Source organism: Trinickia caryophylli (genome assembly GCF_034424545.1).
GTDB lineage: Bacteria > Pseudomonadota > Gammaproteobacteria > Burkholderiales > Burkholderiaceae > Trinickia > Trinickia caryophylli.
Genome location: NZ_CP139970.1, coordinates 3,431,949 through 3,452,769 on the forward strand (window position 1 = coordinate 3,431,949; position 20,821 = coordinate 3,452,769).

Below are 20,821 nucleotides of genomic sequence, written 5' to 3' on the forward strand. Positions count from 1 at the left end.
GTCGCCTCGCGCGCGGCATCGATGCCGATGCTGCGCCGTCGTCAATGGCGCGTGGCATCTTGTGCGGCGTGGCGGGCGAGCTCGAGCTTCGCAATCGCGTTGCGATGCACTTCGTCCGGGCCGTCGGCAAAACGCAGCGTGCGTGCGCAGGCATATGCGTAGGCGAGCGGGAAGTCGTCGCTTACGCCGCCGCCGCCATGCGCCTGGATCGCCCAATCGATTACCTGACACGCTACGTTCGGCGCGACGACCTTGATCATCGCAATCTCCGCGCGTGCGGCCTTGTTGCCGACCGTATCCATCATGTAGGCGGCCTTGAGCGTCAGCAGCCGCGCCTGCTCGATCGCGCAGCGCGCTTCGGCGATCCGCTCCTGCGTCACTGTTTGCGCGGCGATCGGCTTACCGAACGCCACGCGTGCGGCAGTGCGCTTGCACATGAGTTCGAGCGCGCGCTCGGCCAGCCCGACGAGCCGCATGCAGTGGTGGATGCGCCCCGGCCCGAGCCTGCCCTGGGCGATCTCGAAGCCGCGGCCGGCGCCGAGCAGGATATTCCCGGCCGGCACGCGCACGTTGTCGAGCGAGATATCCATGTGGCCGTGCGGCGCATCGTCATAGCCGAATACGTTCAGCGGGCGCTGCACGGTAATACCCGGCGTATCGGCGGGAACGAGGATCATCGATTGCTGCGCATGCTTCGGCGCGTCGGGATCGCTTTTGCCCATGACGATATAAAGTTTGCAGCGCGGGTCGCCGGCGCCGGACGACCACCATTTGCGGCCATTGATGACGTAGTGGTCACCGTCGGGCTCGATGCGCGTGGCGATGTTGGTGGCGTCCGACGAAGCGACGTCGGGTTCGGTCATCAGAAACGCCGATCGGATTTCGCCGGCGAGGAGTGGCTCGAGCCACTGTCGCTTTTGCTCATCGGTGCCGTAGCGCTCGATCGTTTCCATGTTGCCCGTGTCTGGCGCGTTGCAATTGAAGACCTCCGGCGCCCACGGCACGCGTCCCATGATTTCGGCAAGGGGAGCATATTCGAGGTTCGTGAGGCCAGCGCCGCGCGCGGAGTCGGGCAGAAAGAGATTCCAGAGCCCTGCCTCGCGAGCGCGTGCCTTGAGGGATTCGACGAGGCGCGTCGGCACCCATGCATTGCCCGCTCGCCGGTTGCCGGCCACTTCGTCGAGAAAGGCGCGTTCGTTGGGATAGATGTGCTCATCGAAGAATGCGAGCAGCCTCGCACGCAAGGCTTGCACTTTCGGGGTGTAGTCGAAGTTCATCGGGTCCTCGCGGTATCGGGTCAGCGAACCTTTTGCGCATAGCGCCACGCCAGCTCGGCCATCGGGCGGGCGCGGCGGCCGGCGTCCGCGGCCTGTGCGCTCGCGGCCGTGCCCACCGTGACGCGTTTCATGATGCCTTGCAAGATGGCGGCGATGCGGAACATGTTGAATGCCAGATAGAAATTCCAGTCGCCCGGGATGACGAACCCCGTGCGCCCGCAATACCGCGCAATGTAATGGTGTTCGTCGGGAATCCCGAGTCCGGGCAAGTCCAGGCCGCCGATGCCTCGGAACTGCTGCGGATCGGTGTGCCAGGCCATGACGTGATACGCGAAATCGACGATCGGATCGCCGAGCGTCGAGAGCTCCCAGTCGAGCACCGCGAGCACGCGCGGCTCGCTCGGGTGAAAGATCAGATTGTCGAGCCGGTAATCGCCGTGCACGACGGCCACGCGCGCGCCGTCGGAGGATTCGCCCGGAATATGCGCCGGCAGCCACGCCATGAGTTCGCGCATCGCCTCGATGGGCTCCGTCTCGGACGCTTCGTACTGCTTGCTCCAGCGTGCGATCTGGCGCGAGAGATAGTTGCCGGGCTTGCCATAGTCGGCGAGGCCGGCTGCCTCGACGTCGATCATGTGCAGCGCTGCGATCACGCGATTCGTCTCGTCGTAGATGGCCGCGCGCTCCTCGCGCGTCATTCCGGGCAGGGAGGGGTCCCACAGGACGCGGCCTTCGACGTACTCCATCACATAGAACGCGCGGCCGACGATCGATTCGTCCTCGCACAATGCCAGCATGCGTGCGACCGGCACGTCGCTGCCGGCGAGTGCGCGCATCACGCGATATTCGCGCTCGATCGCGTGGGCGGAAGGCAGCAGCTTGGCCGCCGGGCCCGGTTTCGCGCGCATGACGTAGCAGCGCGCCGGCGTGACGAGTTTGAACGTCGGATTCGATTGGCCGCCCGCGAACTGCTCGACCGCAAGCGGGCCCACAAAGCCGTCGATGTGGCTACCGAGCCATGCTGCCAGCTTGTCGACATCGAAGCGTTGTTGCTCGGAAACGGCCCGAGTACCGGCGAATGCCGTGTAGTCCTGCGTGTGCTGCGTGCCCTGCGAGGGTGTTGCCGAAGCTTCTGTCGCCATCGTCTCCTCCCGTCCGTGGTGCCGCGCCCCATGCCGCTGGCCGATTCAGTTCAACTGTCGCTCCGGTAGCGCAGGTACTGAGCGTAGAGCATTTCCATCGTCGTATGCCTCACGTCGCGAAAGAGCGGCGCGGGCGGTGCGTAGTTGATCGCGCGCACGACCCAGTCCTGCTCTTTTTCACCGACGTCGAGCGCATTGATGCATCCCGTCGCTTGCGCAAGATGCCCGAAGAACACGCGAGCGCCCGCGGCAATCGCATGCGAAAGGAGCGCGCGGTTGACGCCGCCGTGCAGCACGAGCAGGACGGTGTCCCAACGGCTATCGGCACGCAGGCGTGCAAGGGGGGGAAGCACACGATCGAGCAGCTCGCCGATCGTCTCGCCGCCGAGAAAGCGCGTGTGTTCGGGCACGATACCGTCGAAGATGCCGAGGAACGCGCGCTCGACATCGGCGGGGGTGAGATCGGGAAGCCGTCCGGGGCGGATTTCGCGCCACTCCGGCCAGGTCTCGATTTCGATGCGCTGGCCCGTCTTCGCGAGCACGCGCTCGGCCGTCTCGACGGTGCGCGGCAGACCGCTCGCGATTACCCGGTCGAAGCGCACTTCGCCTGCGGAGAACGCCTCGCCGGCCGCACTGGCTTGCAGGCGTCCTTGTTCGTTGAGCGGCACGGCATCGGGGTCGATCGCGCGCCCCGTGTCGTCGAAGTAGGTCACGTCGCCGTGACGCATGAGAAAGATGCGGCGGCGTCGAGGGAGCGTAAATCCGGGCATCGTCGTATTCCGCTAGCGATAGCGCGGGGCGCGCTTGTCGAGAAACGCCATGATGCCTTCGAGTGCGTCCCGGTGGTGTAACGACGCGACGAATTCATCGCGCTCGATGTTCAGATGCTCGGGGAGTGTCGAGTCGCTCGCAGCCGAAATCAGATTCTTGATGCGCGCGAACGCATTGGGGGAGCCGCCGCCGAGCGTGTCGGCCCATGCGATGGCCGCGTCTCGTGTCTGGCCGGGCTTGACGAGGCGATTGACGACGCCGAGCGTATGGAGCCGTTCGGCGGTAACCGGCTTGGCTTCGAGCAGGATTTCGCTCGCGAGCTGCCGTGGCAGGCTTTGGGCGAGGAACCAGGACCCGCCGCCGTCGGGGGTGAGTCCGACGCGCGCGTACGACATGACGAACTTGGCCTCGGCGGCCGCGACGATGAGATCGCAAGCGAGCGCGAGCGAGAATCCCGCACCTGCGGCGGCACCCTCGACCGCCGCGATGACGGGCTTCGTGGACGTGCGCAGCGCCAGAATCCACTGTGCCAGTTGGTCGATGCTCTCGGCCTGAACCGAGGCGTCCTTCGCCCGGTTCTCGAGGAGGCGGTGCAGATTGCCGCCCGCGCAGAAAAAATCGTCGGCGCCTGTCAGCACGACGGCGCGGATCGACGGATCGCGTTCGGCCGTCTCGAGCGCGACGATGCCCGCGGCGTACATATCAGGGTGCAGCGCATTGCGAGCGCCGGGGTTGGACAGCGTGAGGACGAGCGTCGACTCGCTTTCGGGTGGACGCGAGGCGAGCAGTTCTGCGCTCATGAGGTCTCCTTTTCGTCGATATGTCGTTGTCGCTGTCGTCGTCGCTATCGCTGCGGCCGCTGCAGCGGCCGTCAAAGCCGGGCAAGCCGCTCGAGTGCCGTCGCGAGCGTATCTTCGCGCTTTGCGAAGCAAAACCGCACGATTCCGGACTCGTGAGGCTCATGATAGAACGCCGAGACCGGAATGGCAGCGACGCCGATCTCGCGCGTGAGCCACTTCGAGAACTCGGCTTCGGGCAGATCGCTCACGGCCGAATAGTCGACACACTGGAAATAGGTACCCTCGCACGGCAACAGCTTGAAGCGCGTATTCGCGAGGCCGTCGCGGAACAAGTCGCGCTTGCGCTGATAGAAGGCGGGCAAGCCGAGATAAGGGGCCGGGTCGTTCATGTAGTCTGCCAGCCCGGCCTGCATCGGGGTGTTGACGGTAAACACGTTGAACTGATGGACCTTGCGGAATTCGGCGCTCAGCGCCGCGGGTGCGGCGACGTAGCCGACCTTCCATCCCGTCACGTGATAGGTTTTGCCGAAGCTCGAGACGACGAAGCTGCGTTCGGCGAGTTCGGGGTAGCGCGCGACGCTTTCGTGACGCGCGCCGTCATAGACCATGTGCTCGTAGACTTCGTCCGAGACCACGAGCGCGCGCGTGCCGCGCACGATCGACTCGAGCCGACGCATGTCGTCGGTGTGCCAGACGCGCCCGGTCGGGTTGTGCGGGGTATTGACGATGATGAGCCGCGTGCGCGGTGTGATCGCGGCCGCGAGCTTGTCGAACGGGATGGCGTAGTCGGGTGCTTCGAGCGATACGAACACCGGCGTGCCGCCCGCGAGCTCGATCGACGGCACGTAGCTGTCATAAGTCGGCTCCAGTACGACCACTTCGTCGCCAGGGTGGACCGTGGCCAGGATTGCGGTGAGCAGCGCCTGCGTGGCGCCGGCGGTGACGGTGATTTCCGTTTGCGGGTCGTAGCGGCGGCCGTACACCGATTCGATCTTGTGTGCGATCGCGTCGCGCAGCGCGAGGGTGCCCGCCATCGGAGGGTACTGGTTGTGGCCCTCGCGCATGGCACGGGCAACGGCATCGACGACGCGCGAATCGCACTCGAAGTCGGGAAATCCCTGCCCGAGGTTGACCGCGCCGTGCTCCGCGGCAAGCGCGCTCATTACGGTGAAGATGGTGGTGCCGACGTTCGGCAGGCGGGAGTCGAGCGCGATGCGCGCGGTGGTCGTCGGTTCGTGCGGTGCATTCATGGCGCAATCGGCGAAGTGGTCGAAACGAGAGGGTGGGGCGCCGGCGCGTTGGCTTCGGGCACTGCCGGCGGCGGCAGACATGCGGCGACGAAGGGCCCGGGCTGGGCGATCCTGAAGCCGAATTCGCGAGCCGTGCGCTTCGCGAGCTTGAGCAGCGCGCGGTCTTTCGATACGAGCCAGTCCACCCCGGCCGCATGCGCGAGCTCGAGAAACTTCTGGTCGTCGCGGTCTTTGCACTTGGGCAGCGCCGGTGTGCCCCCGGGCGCCCCGGCTGCCGGTGCGGCCATCACCGACAGTTGGGCAACGCGTGCGAGGGCGGCCGGTTTGTCCACGGCACGGCGCGTGAACTGCGGATAGTCGAGCACGCACGAAAGTTCGGCGAGGCAGCGAGCGTCGATCACCGCGCGAAGCAGGCCGGCACTCAATGCGGCATGAATCGGACGGGTGGCATCGTCGTCGAATACGAGGATGTCGATCCAGACGTTCGAATCGAGCACGACCTGTGCGAGGGGGCGCACGGCGCCGGAACCAGGAAGACTAGGCATTCGCTACAATCGGAATTTTGGCTTTCACCGCTCGGCACGGCGTGCCGGCGAACCTTTATGATAATTGTTTTGTCTCCGGCGAAGTCGCTCGACTATGAGACGCCGCCGCACGTCGCCCGCCATACGATTCCCGATTTCGTCGACGAGGCTGCCGAACTGGTCGATGGCCTCAAGCGCCTTTCGCCGCAGGAAATCGGCACGCTGATGGGTATTTCCGACACGCTGGCGCGGCTGAATTTCGAACGCTTCGCCGAATGGTCCCCGCGATTCGGTACGGGCAACGCGAAGCAGGCGGTGCTGGCGTTCAACGGCGATGTGTACGAGGGCTTCGACGCGAAGTCGCTTTCGGCAGCGGATCTCGACTACGCGCAGCAGCACGTGCGCGTGCTCTCGGGACTCTACGGCCTGCTGCGCCCACTGGATCTGCTGCAGCCGTACCGGCTCGAAATGGGCACGCGTTTCGCCAACGCCCGCGGCAAGGACCTTTATGCCTTCTGGGGGGATCGGATCACGCAAGCGCTCAATAAGGCGCTCGCGAAGAAGTCGCATGCAACCCGCGTGCTCGTGAATTGCGCGTCGGAGGAATACTTCAAGTCCGTCAAGAAGGACCGGCTCGACGCACCCGTGGTCACGCCCGTATTCGAGGACTGGAAGGGCGGGCGCTACAAGATCATCAGCTTCCATGCGAAACGCGCGCGCGGGCTGATGGCGCGGTTCGTCGTCGAAGGCCGCCTCGAACGGCCCGAACAGCTGAAGGCCTTCGAGGCCGAAGGCTACGCATTCGACGAGGCCGCCTCGAATGACGAGACGTACATTTTTCGCCGACGCGTAGGCGATTGACAGGCCATTGCCTGTTCACCATTGCACCTTTTCCCTTTCATTGCGTTGTCCGTCCGAGGAAAACCATGGCGCTTTCGATTACGAGCAACTTCCACGGTGGTGCGATCGACGTGCTGGCTTGCGAGCGGGCCGGTGACATTCGCCTGCGTATCCGGCCCGACAGCCAGGCGCCGTTTGCACAGTGGTTCTACTTCCGGCTTTCGGGTGCGCGCGGCGAGCGCTGCGTGATGACGTTCGAAAATGCGGCCGAATGCGCCTTTACCGAGGGGTGGGCTCATTACCGTGCGGTGGCGAGCTACGACCGCGTGCACTGGTTCCGCGTACCTGCGAGCTACGACGGGCGCGTGCTGACGATCGACCACACGCCCGAGTTTGACCAGGTCTATTACGCGTACTTCGAGCCTTATAGCGACGAGCGCCATTCCGATTTTCTCGGCGCGGTCCAGCAGATGCCGCATGCCCAGGTGGTGGAACTCGGCCGCACGGTCGAGGGCCGGCCGATGTCGCTGCTCGTGCTCGATACGGGCGAGGCCGCGCCTTCCGAGCCCGCAAGACCGAAGAAGAAAGTCTGGATCATTGCGCGCCAGCACCCGGGCGAGACGATGGCCGAATGGTTCGTCGAGGGGCTCGTCAAGCGGCTCGCGGGCTGGGGCGATTGGGCTGGCGACGCGGTTGCGCGCAAGCTTTACGAGCGTGCGGTGTTCTATATCGTGCCGAATATGAACCCCGACGGCAGTGCGCATGGCAACCTGCGTACGAATGCGGCCGGCGCGAATCTGAATCGCGAGTGGATGGAGCCCGATGCCGGGCGCAGCCCCGAGGTGCTGGCCGTGCGCGAGGCGATCCACGCCACCGGGTGCGACCTTTTCTTCGATATCCACGGCGACGAGGCGCTGCCTTATGTATTCGTTGCCGGCTGCGAAATGCTGGCCGGGTTCACTGCGCGGCAGGCCGAGGAGCAGAGCGCTTTCATCGAGGCCTTCAAGCGCGCGAGCCCCGATTTCCAGGACAAGTACGGCTACGAGGCCGGCAAGTATCAGGAAGATATGCTCAAGCTCGCGTCGAAGTACATCGGCAAGACGTTCGGCTGTCTCTCGCTCACGCTCGAGATGCCGTTCAAGGACAACGCTGATTTACCGGACGAGCGCGTCGGCTGGAACGGCGAGCGCAGTGCCGCGCTGGGCGCTGCGATGCTCGGGGCCATCTTGCATCACGTCGAATCGTTCGACTGAGCGGTGCGCCCTGGCGAGCGCGCCCGCTATGACTTCGTGGTGCTCGTGCGGCGCTTGGCGGGCGCCTGCTTCTGTTTCTTCGTCGAACGCTTTACGGCATTTTTGGCGCCGTGCTTGCCTTTGCTCTTTTGCGCGCGTTCGGAGCGCGGCTTCGCGGCCGGCACCGGATCGTTCCAGCTGAAGGCGAGCATTTGCTGCCCGACATACCCGCAGCGGAACTTCAGTGGATAGGCGGAGTGCCCCTGCTCGCGCGCGACGCCTTGACCCTCCACGGTCACGACGTTGTCCACTTTCGTGCGTTGTTTGCCTTCGTCGAATGGCTCGTTCCAGGGCGTGACGGACGCATGCTTGCTGTCGAGTGCCTCGGGCGGGAATTCGACGCGGTCGATCACATTCGAGGTGCTGGCAACGAATGCGCCGTGCGCCGCGCAATCCGCGACGAGCGGGTCCGCGTGCATTTCGTTGACGAACCTGGCGATCATTTCGTTGCGCTGATCGATCAGATCGGCGCGTGCGGACAGAGCGAAGACGAGGGGCAGGCCGGCGGCCGCGGTGCTCAGCCAGCGGCCGAATTGGCGCCGGCGGCGTAGAGTGTTGGAGCTATCCATCCAGGTGGCAATATCGAGACATCAGGCACGTAAGATGCCGCAGTCTCGCCCGGAGTTCAATCGGCGGTTGAAAATTTCGCTCGCGCGAATGGTGCGGGGCCGCTCTTCGCTCGTTACGTTGGCGCTGAGGCTGGCGCGGCATGGGGCCGCGCATGTCGCGCAGGTCCTCGTCCTCATGTACGCGGACCGCCGAGGTGGTAACGCCGGACATCGTTGGTCGTCACCCAGGTGGGCCGATAGACGGCGATGAGCGCGGTGGCCATGCCGGTGAACCATGATTCGCCGAGCGAAAGCAGAACGACGCTGAGCGCATAACCGGCCGGTACGACGGCGAGCGAGCCGTTCGCGAGGCCGACGTGCACGCCGGCGGCGGCCGCCGACGCCGCGACCACTGCAATCGCGGGCGAAACAACGCCTTGCGTGCCGACGAATACGAACAGATTGCGGGGTAGCCAGGCGGTCGAGGCGCGTTGCAGTATCGCCGATACGCCGACCGGCATCGCGCCGTAAACGAGGAACGTGAGGGCGACGCCTTGCCAGGTCGCGTCGAAGACGACTACCGCGATGCCCGTTACCGCCGCCATGGCGATCAAGGCGAGCGCCCAGTCGAACAGCGTGACGAAGAGGGTGGCGCCGAGCAGATGCATGACCGGGCCGTCTTCGAGCCAGGCGTTGGTCGCCCAGAGCACCGAAACCGCGACGACGAGCGCGAGCCAGACGTGTTGGAGCGTGGCATCCTGGAGACGCCGAAACGGCCTTGTTGCCAAGGCGAGCGCGAGAAGGCCCGCGGCGGCGATCCAAGCACCGACGGCGAACCATGGCGGAAGCGGCGTGTAAAGGAAACCCATATCGTCCATATTACTCGTTGGAATGCGACTCGTGGGAATGCGCAAGCTGCCGCGCACGCTGTTGTGCAAAAGCAGCCACAGCAACCGCCGCCGCTTCAGCCGGGATGCGATTCCGTCTTGCGAAAAGGCGTGTCCGGCTCGGCGGCCAGCGGCAGACCGTCAGGCTCCTCATGCCTCGGCAATGCGTACTTGAATCCGATGCCTTGGCGCAACGGCGCGGCGCAAGGCTGTCCTACGGCTGCCTCGGGTGCTTCCTCGTCCGCACGCAGCACTTCGAGATGCGGTGCCAGCCAGCCGTTGTAGATTGCCACGGCGGCCGCGCGATTGGGCGCGCCCAGTTGCTGGAAGATGCTGGCCAGGTGGATCTTGACCGTACCTTCGCTGATGCCGAGTGTGCGCGCGATCATCTTGTTGGTGCTGCCCATATGGACACAGCGCATGATTTGCTCCTGACGTGGCGAAAGCGCCGGGCAGAACCGCATACGCCTGGCCGGCGACCCGGAGAGTTCACGGACGGGAGCGAGCGGGGCCTGCGGGGGCTCGTAGGACGCGTGGCCGTCATGCAAAAAAGCGCGGTGCGGCGCGTAATGTCCGCCTGCGAGGACGAGCTCGAGCAGCCGTACGATCAGCTTCGGGTTCGTGGTGCGGGGGATTACCCCGTGCACGCCCTCGTCCATGAGCGGGCGCACGCAGCCGGGTGAGGCATCGTCCACGACGGCGGCGATGCGCAGCGACGGCTGCTCGCCGACGAGCGAGCGCAGATCGGCGATCCGCATTGCATCGCTCCAATCGACCACGAGCAGATCGGCGGGCATGCGCCGCAATGCGCGGGCCGACTGCAGCCAATCCCTCGCCTCGCAAAATCGGGCCTGCCGGTTGATCTGCCGCAACAGCGCTTTCAGGCCGTCGCGTCGTTCTGCTTCTGAACTGAGAACTGCGAACCGCATGCTTGCCTCCTGGGTAGTCCGATGAGGCGGTGCCCCTGGCCGGCCCGAGAGGATGCGCCGGCTGGCCCAGGGGGCGCCGCCGATGCAATAATGACAAATTCCTTACGGAGAATCGGCTAGCCGGACGGCATAGGACGCTCCTGCCGCCCCGGAGGGGCAGCAGGCAGGCAGGGGGGGTCAGTGGAAGTGGGGTTGAGCTGGCTCGGCGTCTTCCGGCATCTCCGCGTGGACGATTTCGCCGAGCGGGTCCGCGTAAAGCGGTACGCCGCAATCGTCGCAATATTCCGGCTCGAATCGCCCCGCATGCCGGCGGATGTCGCTGATGCCGGCTTCTTTCAGCAACGCGACGATTTCCTCGAGCGGACCATCGCCATCTTCGTCCTCCTCGTCGGTCGAGAGCTCGCCGTTTTCGCGGCCGTAAAGCGGCCAGACCACGCCGTAGATGACGTCGTTGCTGCCGCGGCGCGTGAATCCGATCCGGTATTCGTCGATGCGCCGCTCGCCGAAGCCTGCTACGACGGCGCGCAGCTCTTGCGGTGTCGCACCCGTCGTGTCGAACAGGTAGCGGATGGCCGTGCGCACGGTGTGCGGACGTACCCGCTCGTCGGCGTCGCGGCAAGCGGAGTAGTACGCGTCCGGCAGCAGGCACTCGAATTCGCAGCCGGGCAAAACGAGCGCGAGGTTCGCACCCCCCTGGCTCGCCCATTGTTCGAGGCATTGCCCGCGCTCGATGCGCGTGCCGTTTTCTTCTTCCTGCCAACGAAAGAGCGGGGCGCCCACCGGCGCGGCCACGACGGCGAGCAAAAAGCGCGGATCGGCGAGAATCGGCGAGGTCTCGGGCAACTCGCCGAAGTTTATCTTCGCGGGCGATCCTGCGATGGCTGCCTGGACGAGCTGCTGGGCGACCCGGTACGTCTCGACGTGGTGGCGCGGCAATTGATCGATGCTGTAGAGGAAAGGCGCGAGTGCCACGCGTGCGCCGTCGGCGAGGACGTGAGCCTGAAGATGAGTGCGCAGCGCCTCGACCGAATCGGCCTTGAGCGACCCGGAGGGAATAACGTAGCGTGTCCAGGCAAGCACGGGGGCGGCGATCAGCAGTGCCTCGTAAGGTGCGCCTTCGTGGTCGACGACGAACGATTCGCTGTGCGTTTCGGCCATGTCCGCGAGTGCCCCGTAAGCGTCGGGGTGGTTCTGCTGGAGATGGTCGAGGGCTGCATCGAGCGTGGTCTGATTGCCGTTGCGGATGATCTTCGCGAGCAATGCATCGAGCTTGGCTTCCCAGAAGCGGTCTTCGATGCGGCTGCCGGAGGCGAAGAGCGCGAGGGACAGACCGACGAGTTTGTCGGCGTCAGGGGGGAGGCGTTTGGCGATTCGCGAGCGCATAGGGAACTGGGTTGGTTGGATTCGATGAACCTTCCATTCTAGACGCTTCGGGCGGCTTTAAGCGCCGCCGCGCGCGCCGCCTGGGAGGAGCGTGCGCGGCAAGCACGGGCGGAGACCATGTATTTGGCTGCGAGCGTTTTCCGCTTGCGCCCCGTCGAGAAGGCGCCTAGAATCACGCCCTTTCCGCGCTACCGAAAGCGGCGGCGCGGGGGAAGCGAGGGGTTGTAGCGATGGAGTGGCGAGGCGTTGTGTGCGGTTTGTGCGCGGTTTGTGCGCGGTAAGCGGAAGGGCGCAACACAACGGCTGAGTCGATGGGTGAAGCAAGCAGCGATGCAAAAAACCTGTTGACGAAAAGCGAAACGCTCTGCATAATCTCGTTTCTCTGCTGCTGATGCAGCAACGCAAGACGGGCGGTACGGAAGGTAGGTACTGCGGTGTTGAGCGACGTGATCTTTAACAATTCACAGCCGATAAGTGTGGGTACTTGATGGCGAGCGCAGTCGAATCCTTCGGGGTTCGATGAAGCGAAAGTATCAAGTCTCACGCTGTATTGAGAGTAAGGTTTGTCCGTCGAGAGATGGATGAATCCTGTCAGTACGTTGAGTGAGCGACCGACTCGAGAGAGTCGAAAACAGTAACAGGTATTGAACTGAAGAGTTTGATCCTGGCTCAGATTGAACGCTGGCGGCATGCTTTACACATGCAAGTCGAACGGCAGCACGGGGGCAACCCTGGTGGCGAGTGGCGAACGGGTGAGTAATACATCGGAACGTGTCCTGGAGTGGGGGATAGCCCGGCGAAAGCCGGATTAATACCGCATACGCTCGGGAGAGGAAAGCGGGGGACCTTCGGGCCTCGCGCTCAAGGGGCGGCCGATGGCGGATTAGCTAGTTGGTGGGGTAAAGGCCTACCAAGGCGACGATCCGTAGCTGGTCTGAGAGGACGACCAGCCACACTGGGACTGAGACACGGCCCAGACTCCTACGGGAGGCAGCAGTGGGGAATTTTGGACAATGGGGGCAACCCTGATCCAGCAATGCCGCGTGTGCGAAGAAGGCCTTCGGGTTGTAAAGCACTTTTGTCCGGAAAGAAATCCTGCCTGATAATACCGGGCGGGGATGACGGTACCGGAAGAATAAGCACCGGCTAACTACGTGCCAGCAGCCGCGGTAATACGTAGGGTGCGAGCGTTAATCGGAATTACTGGGCGTAAAGCGTGCGCAGGCGGTTCGCTAAGACCGATGTGAAATCCCCGGGCTTAACCTGGGAACTGCATTGGTGACTGGCGGGCTAGAGTATGGCAGAGGGGGGTAGAATTCCACGTGTAGCAGTGAAATGCGTAGAGATGTGGAGGAATACCGATGGCGAAGGCAGCCCCCTGGGCCAATACTGACGCTCATGCACGAAAGCGTGGGGAGCAAACAGGATTAGATACCCTGGTAGTCCACGCCCTAAACGATGTCAACTAGTTGTTGGGGATTCATTTCCTTAGTAACGAAGCTAACGCGTGAAGTTGACCGCCTGGGGAGTACGGTCGCAAGATTAAAACTCAAAGGAATTGACGGGGACCCGCACAAGCGGTGGATGATGTGGATTAATTCGATGCAACGCGAAAAACCTTACCTACCCTTGACATGGACGGAATCCCGCTGAGAGGTGGGAGTGCTCGAAAGAGAACCGTCGCACAGGTGCTGCATGGCTGTCGTCAGCTCGTGTCGTGAGATGTTGGGTTAAGTCCCGCAACGAGCGCAACCCTTGTCCTTAGTTGCTACGCAAGAGCACTCTAAGGAGACTGCCGGTGACAAACCGGAGGAAGGTGGGGATGACGTCAAGTCCTCATGGCCCTTATGGGTAGGGCTTCACACGTCATACAATGGTCGGAACAGAGGGTCGCCAACCCGCGAGGGGGAGCCAATCCCAGAAAACCGATCGTAGTCCGGATTGCACTCTGCAACTCGAGTGCATGAAGCTGGAATCGCTAGTAATCGCGGATCAGCATGCCGCGGTGAATACGTTCCCGGGTCTTGTACACACCGCCCGTCACACCATGGGAGTGGGTTTTACCAGAAGTGGCTAGTCTAACCGCAAGGAGGACGGTCACCACGGTAGGATTCATGACTGGGGTGAAGTCGTAACAAGGTAGCCGTATCGGAAGGTGCGGCTGGATCACCTCCTTTCCAGAGCTTGCGCGCTCAAGATTAAGTACTCACGCTTATCGGCTGTGAAGATTGACAGACTCAGGGGTCTGTAGCTCAGTCGGTTAGAGCACCGTCTTGATAAGGCGGGGGTCGTTGGTTCGAATCCAACCAGACCCACCAATTGCGATGATCGTTAGTGCTTCAGCACTTACGAGCATCTCACTCCCGAAGGGAGTTAAGCGGTGGTGATAAGCGACGGAGTTATCTGAGTCTCAAATTGGTTGTGCCTTGGGGGCATAGCTCAGCTGGGAGAGCACCTGCTTTGCAAGCAGGGGGTCGTCGGTTCGATCCCGTCTGCCTCCACCATCCCCGCCCACGTTGGCGCTTTAGCGCGTACGTGGGTGCGATCGCCGAAGGGGGGTCCCCAATGACAAGTGCGTGAGCGCATCCGCTCGAGCCTTTGTCATTGGCGATAGAGCCAGTCAGAGCGACTGAACAAGTCGGCTGTCGATCTTTAACAATCTGGAAGAAGTAGTAATGGATATTGGAAGCGTCTGATGAGATGGACGTGGAAGATATCAATGGGTAGTGATTGTATCGAAGTATGAAAAGGGAATCGAAAGATGCCCTTGGAATACGGCACAAATGCGAGAACTCAACCTGTAGCGCAAGCGGCTCGAAGAGAGACGCTCTCGTTATAGGGTCAAGCGAACAAGTGCATGTGGTGGATGCCTTGGCGATCACAGGCGATGAAGGACGCGGTAGCCTGCGAAAAGCTCCGGGGAGCTGGCAAACAAGCTTTGATCCGGAGATGTCCGAATGGGGAAACCCGGCCCGTATGGGTCATCCATGGCTGAATACATAGGCCATGCGAAGCGAACGCGGTGAACTGAAACATCTAAGTAACCGCAGGAACAGAAATCAACCGAGATTCCCAAAGTAGTGGCGAGCGAAATGGGATGAGCCTTGTACTCTTTATCTTTGTTGTTAGCCGAACGCTCTGGAAAGTGCGGCCATAGCAGGTGATAGCCCTGTAGGCGAAAACAGCGAGGAAGAACTAGGTGTACGACAAGTAGGGCGGGACACGTGAAATCCTGTCTGAAGATGGGGGGACCATCCTCCAAGGCTAAATACTCGTGATCGACCGATAGTGAACCAGTACCGTGAGGGAAAGGCGAAAAGAACCCCGGGAGGGGAGTGAAATAGATCCTGAAACCGCATGCATACAAACAGTCGGAGCCTCGTAAGGGGTGACGGCGTACCTTTTGTATAATGGGTCAGCGACTTACGTTCAGTAGCAAGCTTAACCGATTAGGGCAGGCGTAGCGAAAGCGAGTCCGAATAGGGCGTTCAGTTGCTGGGCGTAGACCCGAAACCAAGTGATCTATCCATGGCCAGGTTGAAGGTGCGGTAACACGTACTGGAGGACCGAACCCACTAACGTTGAAAAGTTAGGGGATGAGCTGTGGATAGGGGTGAAAGGCTAAACAAACTTGGAAATAGCTGGTTCTCTCCGAAAACTATTTAGGTAGTGCCTCGTGTGTCACCTTCGGGGGTAGAGCACTGTCATGGTTGAAGGGTCCATTGCGGATTACTTCGCCATAGCAAACTCCGAATACCGAAGAGTGTAATCACGGGAGACAGACATCGGGTGCTAACGTCCGGTGTCAAGAGGGAAACAACCCAGACCGCCAGCTAAGGTCCCCAAATATGGCTAAGTGGGAAACGAAGTGGGAAGGCTAAAACAGTCAGGAGGTTGGCTTAGAAGCAGCCACCCTTTAAAGAAAGCGTAATAGCTCACTGATCGAGTCGTCCTGCGCGGAAGATGTAACGGGGCTAAGCCATATACCGAAGCTGCGGATGCGTACGTAAGTACGTGTGGTAGGAGAGCGTTCCGTAAGCCTGCGAAGGTGTCTTGTAAAGGATGCTGGAGGTATCGGAAGTGCGAATGCTGACATGAGTAGCGATAAAGGGGGTGAAAGGCCCCCTCGCCGTAAGCCCAAGGTTTCCTACGCAACGTTCATCGGCGTAGGGTGAGTCGGCCCCTAAGGCGAGGCAGAAATGCGTAGCTGATGGGAAGCAGGTCAATATTCCTGCACCGTCGTGAGATGCGATGGGGGGACGGATCGCGGAAGGTTGTCCGGGTGTTGGAAGTCCCGGTCGCTGCATTGGAGAAGGCGCTTAGGCAAATCCGGGCGCGTAATTCAAGGGTGTGGCGCGAGTGGCTATAAGCCGCGAAGCAATCGGAAGGGGTCCCAAGAAAAGCCTCTAAGCTTCAGTCTCACGATGACCGTACCGCAAACCGACACAGGTGGGCGAGATGAGTATTCTAAGGCGCTTGAGAGAACTCGGGAGAAGGAACTCGGCAAATTGGTACCGTAACTTCGGGATAAGGTACGCCCTTGTAGCTTGACTGGCTCGCGCCAGGAGGGTGAAGGGGTTGCAATAAACTGGTGGCTGCGACTGTTTAATAAAAACACAGCACTCTGCAAACACGAAAGTGGACGTATAGGGTGTGACGCCTGCCCGGTGCCGGAAGATTAAATGATGGGGTGCAAGCTCTTGATTGAAGTCCCGGTAAACGGCGGCCGTAACTATAACGGTCCTAAGGTAGCGAAATTCCTTGTCGGGTAAGTTCCGACCTGCACGAATGGCGTAACGATGGCCACACTGTCTCCTCCCGAGACTCAGCGAAGTTGAAGTGTTTGTGATGATGCAATCTCCCCGCGGCTAGACGGAAAGACCCCATGAACCTTTACTGTAGCTTTGCATTGGACTTTGAACCGATCTGTGTAGGATAGGTGGGAGGCTATGAAACCGGAACGCTAGTTTCGGTGGAGCCGTCCTTGAAATACCACCCTGGTTTGTTTGAGGTTCTAACCTTGGCCCGTGATCCGGGTCGGGGACAGTGCATGGTAGGCAGTTTGACTGGGGCGGTCTCCTCCCAAAGTGTAACGGAGGAGTACGAAGGTACGCTAGGTACGGTCGGAAATCGTGCTGATAGTGCAATGGCATAAGCGTGCTTAACTGCGAGACCGACAAGTCGAGCAGGTGCGAAAGCAGGTCATAGTGATCCGGTGGTTCTGTATGGAAGGGCCATCGCTCAACGGATAAAAGGTACTCTGGGGATAACAGGCTGATACCGCCCAAGAGTTCATATCGACGGCGGTGTTTGGCACCTCGATGTCGGCTCATCTCATCCTGGGGCTGTAGCCGGTCCCAAGGGTATGGCTGTTCGCCATTTAAAGAGGTACGTGAGCTGGGTTTAAAACGTCGTGAGACAGTTTGGTCCCTATCTGCCGTGGGCGTTGGAAGTTTGAGGGGGGCTGCTCCTAGTACGAGAGGACCGGAGTGGACGAACCTCTGGTGTACCGGTTGTCACGCCAGTGGCATCGCCGGGTAGCTATGTTCGGAAGAGATAACCGCTGAAAGCATCTAAGCGGGAAACTCGCCTCAAGATGAGACTTCCCTGGGGACTCGATCCCCTTGAAGGGTCGTTCAAGACCAGGACGTTGATAGGTCGGGTGTGTACGTGCAGTAATGCACTCAGCTAACCGATACTAATTGCCCGTAAGGCTTGATCCTATAACCGGAGCGTCTTCGCTCTGATCGCGCGTGCCCCGCACCGCGTTCAGTGTGTGACAGGCGCGCTCAGGTTGACTCGCGATTCAGTGCCGTACAAGCACTACCACATTACGCCATACTTCTTCCCAGATTGGCTTCGCAGCCCACACCGCTGCGCAGCAACAAGTCATGCCTGATGACCATAGCGAGTTGGTACCACCCCTTCCCATCCCGAACAGGACCGTGAAACGACTCCACGCCGATGATAGTGCGGATTGCCCGTGTGAAAGTAGGTAATCGTCAGGCTCCCTTCTTCTGAAAACCCCCGCCAGCTCCAAGCTCGCGGGGGTTTTTGCTTTGCGCCGCGCGCCCCCCTTCGAGCGCGCTACGCTGCCTCAACCCCTTTCAGAAACCGCTGCGCGAGCTGCACCCAGTAACTCGACCCGATCGGCAGTAGCGCGTCGCCGACGTTCACCGCGATGCTGCGACGTTTTGCTGCAGGGCGCGTATCATAGTGACATCCGCACTTCCCGATCCCGCCTGATTTCCGGGGCGAATCCGGAACGTCTCCCACGCTTCGACGCATTCCTCGCTTTCGCTTGCTACCGCTTTACGATCAGCACTTTCCTGATCGCCTAGATCATGGACGATTCAGACGTCGAATTTCCCATTGTTCCTCCGACCCCTAGAAAGGGGCGCGGTGCCGTCACGAATCTGCAGGGCCGTTACGAGGCGGAGCAGAGGGAGTCCGTCGACGATGGCTGGGCCGCGAACGTCCATGTCCACGACGACGGCGAAGGGGAAGCGACACTTCGCACACTGGTGTTCGAAGAAAGGGCGAAGTCCATTCTCACGCGCAACGCCTCGCCGGACATTCCTTTCAGCGTTTCGTTGAATCCCTACCGCGGATGCGAGCACGGTTGCATCTATTGCTTCGCGCGTCCAACGCATAGCTATCTCGGTCTTTCGCCCGGCCTCGACTTCGAAAGCCGAATCTATGCAAAGATCAACGCGCCCGAGCTGCTTCAGCACGAGTTGTCGAAGAAGCGCTATGTACCGGAACCCATCGCGTTGGGCGTCAATACCGATGCCTATCAGCCCGTCGAGCGCGAGCTGCGCATCACGCGTCGGGTCATCGAATTACTGCACGAGCATCGGCATCCATTTGCCGCGATCACGAAATCTTCGTTGATTGAGCGTGATCTCGATCTTCTGGCGCCGATGGCGGCCGAGGGGCGCTGTATGGTAGCCGTGACGATCACGACGCTCGATGCGGATATCGCGCGCACGCTCGAGCCACGTGCCGCCGCACCCGCACGGCGTCTGAGAACGATACGCACCTTGAGCGAGGCCGGGGTGCCGGTTGGCGTCAGCATCGCACCGGTCATTCCGTTTGTGACCGAGCCGGATCTCGAGCGCGTACTCGAGGCCTGCGCAGAGGCGGGGGCAACGAGTGCCAGCTACATCGTGCTTCGGCTGCCGTGGGAAGTGGCGCCGCTTTTCAAGGAATGGCTCTCCGCCCATTTCCCGCAGCGCGCCGAGCGCGTCATGGCGCGAATCCACGACATGCGCGGCGGCAAAGACTACGATTCGTCGTTCGCAAAGCGAATGAAGGGCGAAGGCGCATGGGCGCAACTGCTTAAGCAACGCTTCGACAAAACGGTGCGCCGCCTCGGCCTCAACGAACGCCGGCACGGCATCCTCGATATGTCGCAGTTTCGGCGGCCCGCCGCCGACGGAAGACCGAATCCGCAGCTGAGCCTCTTCTGATCGTCGCGAAGCAGTCGGTTGCTATCGCGACAGCGATCCGTTGACGTCTGGCTGCGACTCGAAGTAGGTCTGAAACGATACTGCGAGCCCGGCCATCAGAAGCAGCGCACCGATGAAAAGCGAGAAGATGACTACGAAGACGACAGCCCAGCCCGAGCGGCTGCGCTCATCGCATTGCGCATTGAACTGCGCATCCCACTTGGCATCGGGACGCAGACCGTAGACGATCGCCGCGAGAAATGAGGCGAGCACGGAGACGGCGCCGGGCACGGCCAACGCCCAGCCAAGCGGCACGGTGCGCCCGCTCTCGACAAGCAGCAGCACGCCCGGTATGCCGGCCAGCGTTGCCACGACATGCAGCCATGCCATGACGTCGCGCACACCATAAAGATAAAAGCGATGCCCGCCGAGGCTTCCGAGGAAAAAGGCCAGTGTGGCTGTCAACGTTTTCGAACGAAACCGCGGACGAGGTGCGAGGACATGCGTGGACATAGGCGCGGGTTGCAGCGTCGCTGCGTGGAATCAATGCGAGATCGTGCCCGGCCGTATCGGCCGGAGCGCGCATTTTACGCCTAAGACCCCGGGTCGCCGCTCCCTTCGGCCCTCTCGAGGGCGTGGTTGCGTAAGTGTTTGTTATGGTTTTGATTTCGGGCTATAATCGAGCGTTTCAGTGGTTCTGAACCCCGGTTTTCAAGGATTACAGCATGGTCATCATCCGTCTTGCACGCGGTGGCTCGAAGAAGCGCCCGTTCTATAACATCGTCGCAACCGATTCTCGCAGCCGCCGCGATGGTCGCTTTATCGAGCGCGTTGGTTTCTACAATCCCGTCGCCACGAAGGGCGAATCGCTGCGTATCGCGCAGGACCGCCTGACGTACTGGCAAGGCGTTGGCGCACAACTGTCGCCGACGGTCGAGCGTCTGGTAAAGCAAGCGCAACAGGCGCAGCCGGCAGCCTAAGAGCGGCACGGTATGCGCTTCGGCGGTCCGCATATGCGATGCTGCCGGTTTTGATCGGGATTTGCCGATGTCCACTCGTAACCCGGACGAGAGCCCCAGCCAGCGAGCACCCGCAGCATTTGGTGCCTTCGTTCGCAAGCCCGCCGCGCGACGCGCTGTAGCGGCTGAAGCCGCGCCGGGTCTCGAACCCGTGGCCGCGGGTGCATGGCCCGACGACACCGTGGAAATCGGCGCAATCGTCGATGCCTACGGCCTCAAAGGCTGGGTAAAGATCGCGGCGCACGCCAATGCCGGTCAAGGCGGTGACGCCCTGAAGCATGCCAAGCGCTGGTGGCTCGAAAACGGCCGCGAACGCAAGCTGGCTATCGTTGCGCAAGCGAAGCCGCACAGCGATACCTTTGTTGCTCAGATTGCCGGCGTGACCGACCGAGATGAGGCGCGGGCACTGCGCGGTTATCGCGTTCATGTGCGCCGGGCCGATTTCCCGGCGCTTGGGGCGGACGAGTTTTACTGGGTCGATCTTGTCGGCCTTGACGTCGTGAACGAGGCTGGCGTGGCGTTGGGTCGCGTCACCGACTTGCTGGACAACGGTGCGCATTCGGTATTGCGTGTCGAGTATCCGTCGGTCGGCAAGGACGGCCTGCCGTCCAAGGGCGAGCGGTTGATTCCGTTCGTCGGGGCCTACGTCAAAACGGTGGACCAGGCGGCGAAGCGCATCGTCGTCGACTGGCAAGCCGACTATTGAGC

Annotated in this window: 16 protein-coding genes, 2 tRNA genes and 3 rRNA genes; 10 read left to right on the plus strand and 11 right to left on the minus strand. The window is 61.8% G+C overall.

All coding sequences use genetic code 11. The annotated features are described in order from the left end of the window. Nucleotides 1-41: 41 nt before the first annotated feature. The 6 genes from U0034_RS15540 to U0034_RS15565 form a co-directional block, all read right to left on the minus strand. Nucleotides 42-1,277, minus strand: coding sequence for an acyl-CoA dehydrogenase family protein (locus U0034_RS15540; RefSeq protein ID WP_085230147.1), 1,236 nt, complete (start codon nt 1,275-1,277; stop codon nt 42-44). 20 nt (nt 1,278-1,297) lie between these two features. Beyond that, nucleotides 1,298-2,419 (minus strand): phosphotransferase, encoded by a 1,122-nt coding sequence (locus tag U0034_RS15545; protein WP_085230148.1) that lies wholly within the window; start codon nt 2,417-2,419, stop codon nt 1,298-1,300. Between the two features lie 50 nt (nt 2,420-2,469). Further along, entirely contained in the window at nt 2,470-3,189 is a 720-nt protein-coding gene (locus U0034_RS15550; RefSeq protein ID WP_085230149.1) for a histidine phosphatase family protein, read from the minus strand. Between the two features lie 12 nt (nt 3,190-3,201). Next, nucleotides 3,202-3,990 carry an oxepin-CoA hydrolase, alternative type gene (locus U0034_RS15555; RefSeq protein WP_085230150.1) on the minus strand — a complete coding sequence of 263 codons (789 nt, stop codon included), beginning with the start codon at nt 3,988-3,990 and terminating at the stop codon, nt 3,202-3,204. A 71-nt stretch (nt 3,991-4,061) separates the two neighbouring features. Beyond that, nucleotides 4,062-5,240, minus strand: coding sequence for a pyridoxal phosphate-dependent aminotransferase (locus U0034_RS15560; protein WP_085230151.1), 1,179 nt, complete (start codon nt 5,238-5,240; stop codon nt 4,062-4,064). Then, entirely contained in the window at nt 5,237-5,785 is a 549-nt protein-coding gene (locus tag U0034_RS15565) for a putative toxin-antitoxin system toxin component, PIN family (protein ID WP_085230152.1), read from the minus strand. Before U0034_RS15565 ends, U0034_RS15560 begins: the two co-directional genes overlap by 4 nt. 57 nt (nt 5,786-5,842) lie before the next feature. Between U0034_RS15565 and yaaA the strand changes: the two genes are divergently transcribed. Both yaaA and U0034_RS15575 read left to right on the plus strand, forming a co-directional pair. Beyond that, a complete protein-coding gene (gene yaaA / locus U0034_RS15570) occupies nt 5,843-6,625 on the plus strand; it encodes a peroxide stress protein YaaA (protein WP_085230153.1) in 783 nt (260 codons plus the stop codon). 65 nt (nt 6,626-6,690) lie between these two features. After that, entirely contained in the window at nt 6,691-7,857 is a 1,167-nt protein-coding gene (locus U0034_RS15575; RefSeq protein ID WP_085230154.1) for a M14 family metallopeptidase, read from the plus strand. Between the two features lie 26 nt (nt 7,858-7,883). On the opposite strand, the gene U0034_RS15580 is transcribed toward U0034_RS15575, so the two are convergent. From U0034_RS15580 to U0034_RS15595, 4 genes are all read right to left on the minus strand, one after another. Beyond that, complete coding sequence (locus U0034_RS15580) at nt 7,884-8,465, minus strand: BspC domain-containing protein (RefSeq protein WP_085230155.1); 582 nt, start codon at nt 8,463-8,465, stop codon at nt 7,884-7,886. A gap of 173 nt (nt 8,466-8,638) precedes the next feature. Beyond that, nucleotides 8,639-9,313: an energy-coupling factor ABC transporter permease gene (locus U0034_RS15585; RefSeq protein WP_085230170.1), complete on the minus strand. Its 675-nt coding sequence runs from the start codon at nt 9,311-9,313 to the stop codon at nt 8,639-8,641. A 95-nt stretch (nt 9,314-9,408) separates the two neighbouring features. Continuing rightward, a complete protein-coding gene (locus U0034_RS15590) occupies nt 9,409-10,260 on the minus strand; it encodes a helix-turn-helix transcriptional regulator (protein ID WP_085230156.1) in 852 nt (283 codons plus the stop codon). 177 nt (nt 10,261-10,437) lie between these two features. Then, complete coding sequence (locus U0034_RS15595; protein ID WP_085230157.1) at nt 10,438-11,643, minus strand: DUF2863 family protein; 1,206 nt, start codon at nt 11,641-11,643, stop codon at nt 10,438-10,440. Nucleotides 11,644-12,289: 646 nt separating this feature from the next. Between U0034_RS15595 and U0034_RS15600 the strand changes: the two genes are divergently transcribed. The 6 genes from U0034_RS15600 to U0034_RS15625 all read left to right on the plus strand — a co-directional run bounded on the left by U0034_RS15600 (nt 12,290) and on the right by U0034_RS15625 (nt 19,115). Then, nucleotides 12,290-13,820: ribosomal RNA gene (locus U0034_RS15600) — 16S ribosomal RNA — on the plus strand. A 64-nt stretch (nt 13,821-13,884) separates the two neighbouring features. Continuing rightward, nucleotides 13,885-13,961, plus strand: a tRNA-Ile gene (locus tag U0034_RS15605). Nucleotides 13,962-14,071: 110 nt separating this feature from the next. Continuing rightward, a tRNA-Ala gene (locus U0034_RS15610) sits at nt 14,072-14,147 on the plus strand. A 335-nt stretch (nt 14,148-14,482) separates the two neighbouring features. Continuing rightward, nucleotides 14,483-17,366: ribosomal RNA gene (locus U0034_RS15615) — 23S ribosomal RNA — on the plus strand. Nucleotides 17,367-17,537: 171 nt separating this feature from the next. After that, nucleotides 17,538-17,651: ribosomal RNA gene (gene rrf, locus U0034_RS15620) — 5S ribosomal RNA — on the plus strand. The 16S, 23S and 5S rRNA genes sit together here with 2 tRNA genes alongside, the layout of an rRNA operon. Before the next feature lie 336 nt (nt 17,652-17,987). Further along, complete coding sequence (locus U0034_RS15625) at nt 17,988-19,115, plus strand: PA0069 family radical SAM protein (protein ID WP_085226530.1); 1,128 nt, start codon at nt 17,988-17,990, stop codon at nt 19,113-19,115. Between the two features lie 21 nt (nt 19,116-19,136). Here the strand turns inward: U0034_RS15625 and U0034_RS15630 are convergent, their stop codons facing one another. Next, nucleotides 19,137-19,607 carry an NINE protein gene (locus U0034_RS15630; RefSeq protein ID WP_085226532.1) on the minus strand — a complete coding sequence of 157 codons (471 nt, stop codon included), beginning with the start codon at nt 19,605-19,607 and terminating at the stop codon, nt 19,137-19,139. A 212-nt stretch (nt 19,608-19,819) separates the two neighbouring features. Here U0034_RS15630 and rpsP point away from each other — a divergent pair, with 212 nt between their 5' ends. Both rpsP and rimM read left to right on the plus strand, forming a co-directional pair. Then, nucleotides 19,820-20,074 (plus strand): 30S ribosomal protein S16, encoded by a 255-nt coding sequence (gene rpsP, locus U0034_RS15635; RefSeq protein ID WP_008342343.1) that lies wholly within the window; start codon nt 19,820-19,822, stop codon nt 20,072-20,074. A gap of 67 nt (nt 20,075-20,141) precedes the next feature. Beyond that, on the plus strand, nt 20,142-20,819 hold the full coding sequence (gene rimM, locus U0034_RS15640) for a ribosome maturation factor RimM (RefSeq protein WP_085226534.1): 678 nt from the start codon (nt 20,142-20,144) through the stop codon (nt 20,817-20,819). The last annotated feature ends 2 nt before the right edge of the window (nt 20,820-20,821 follow it).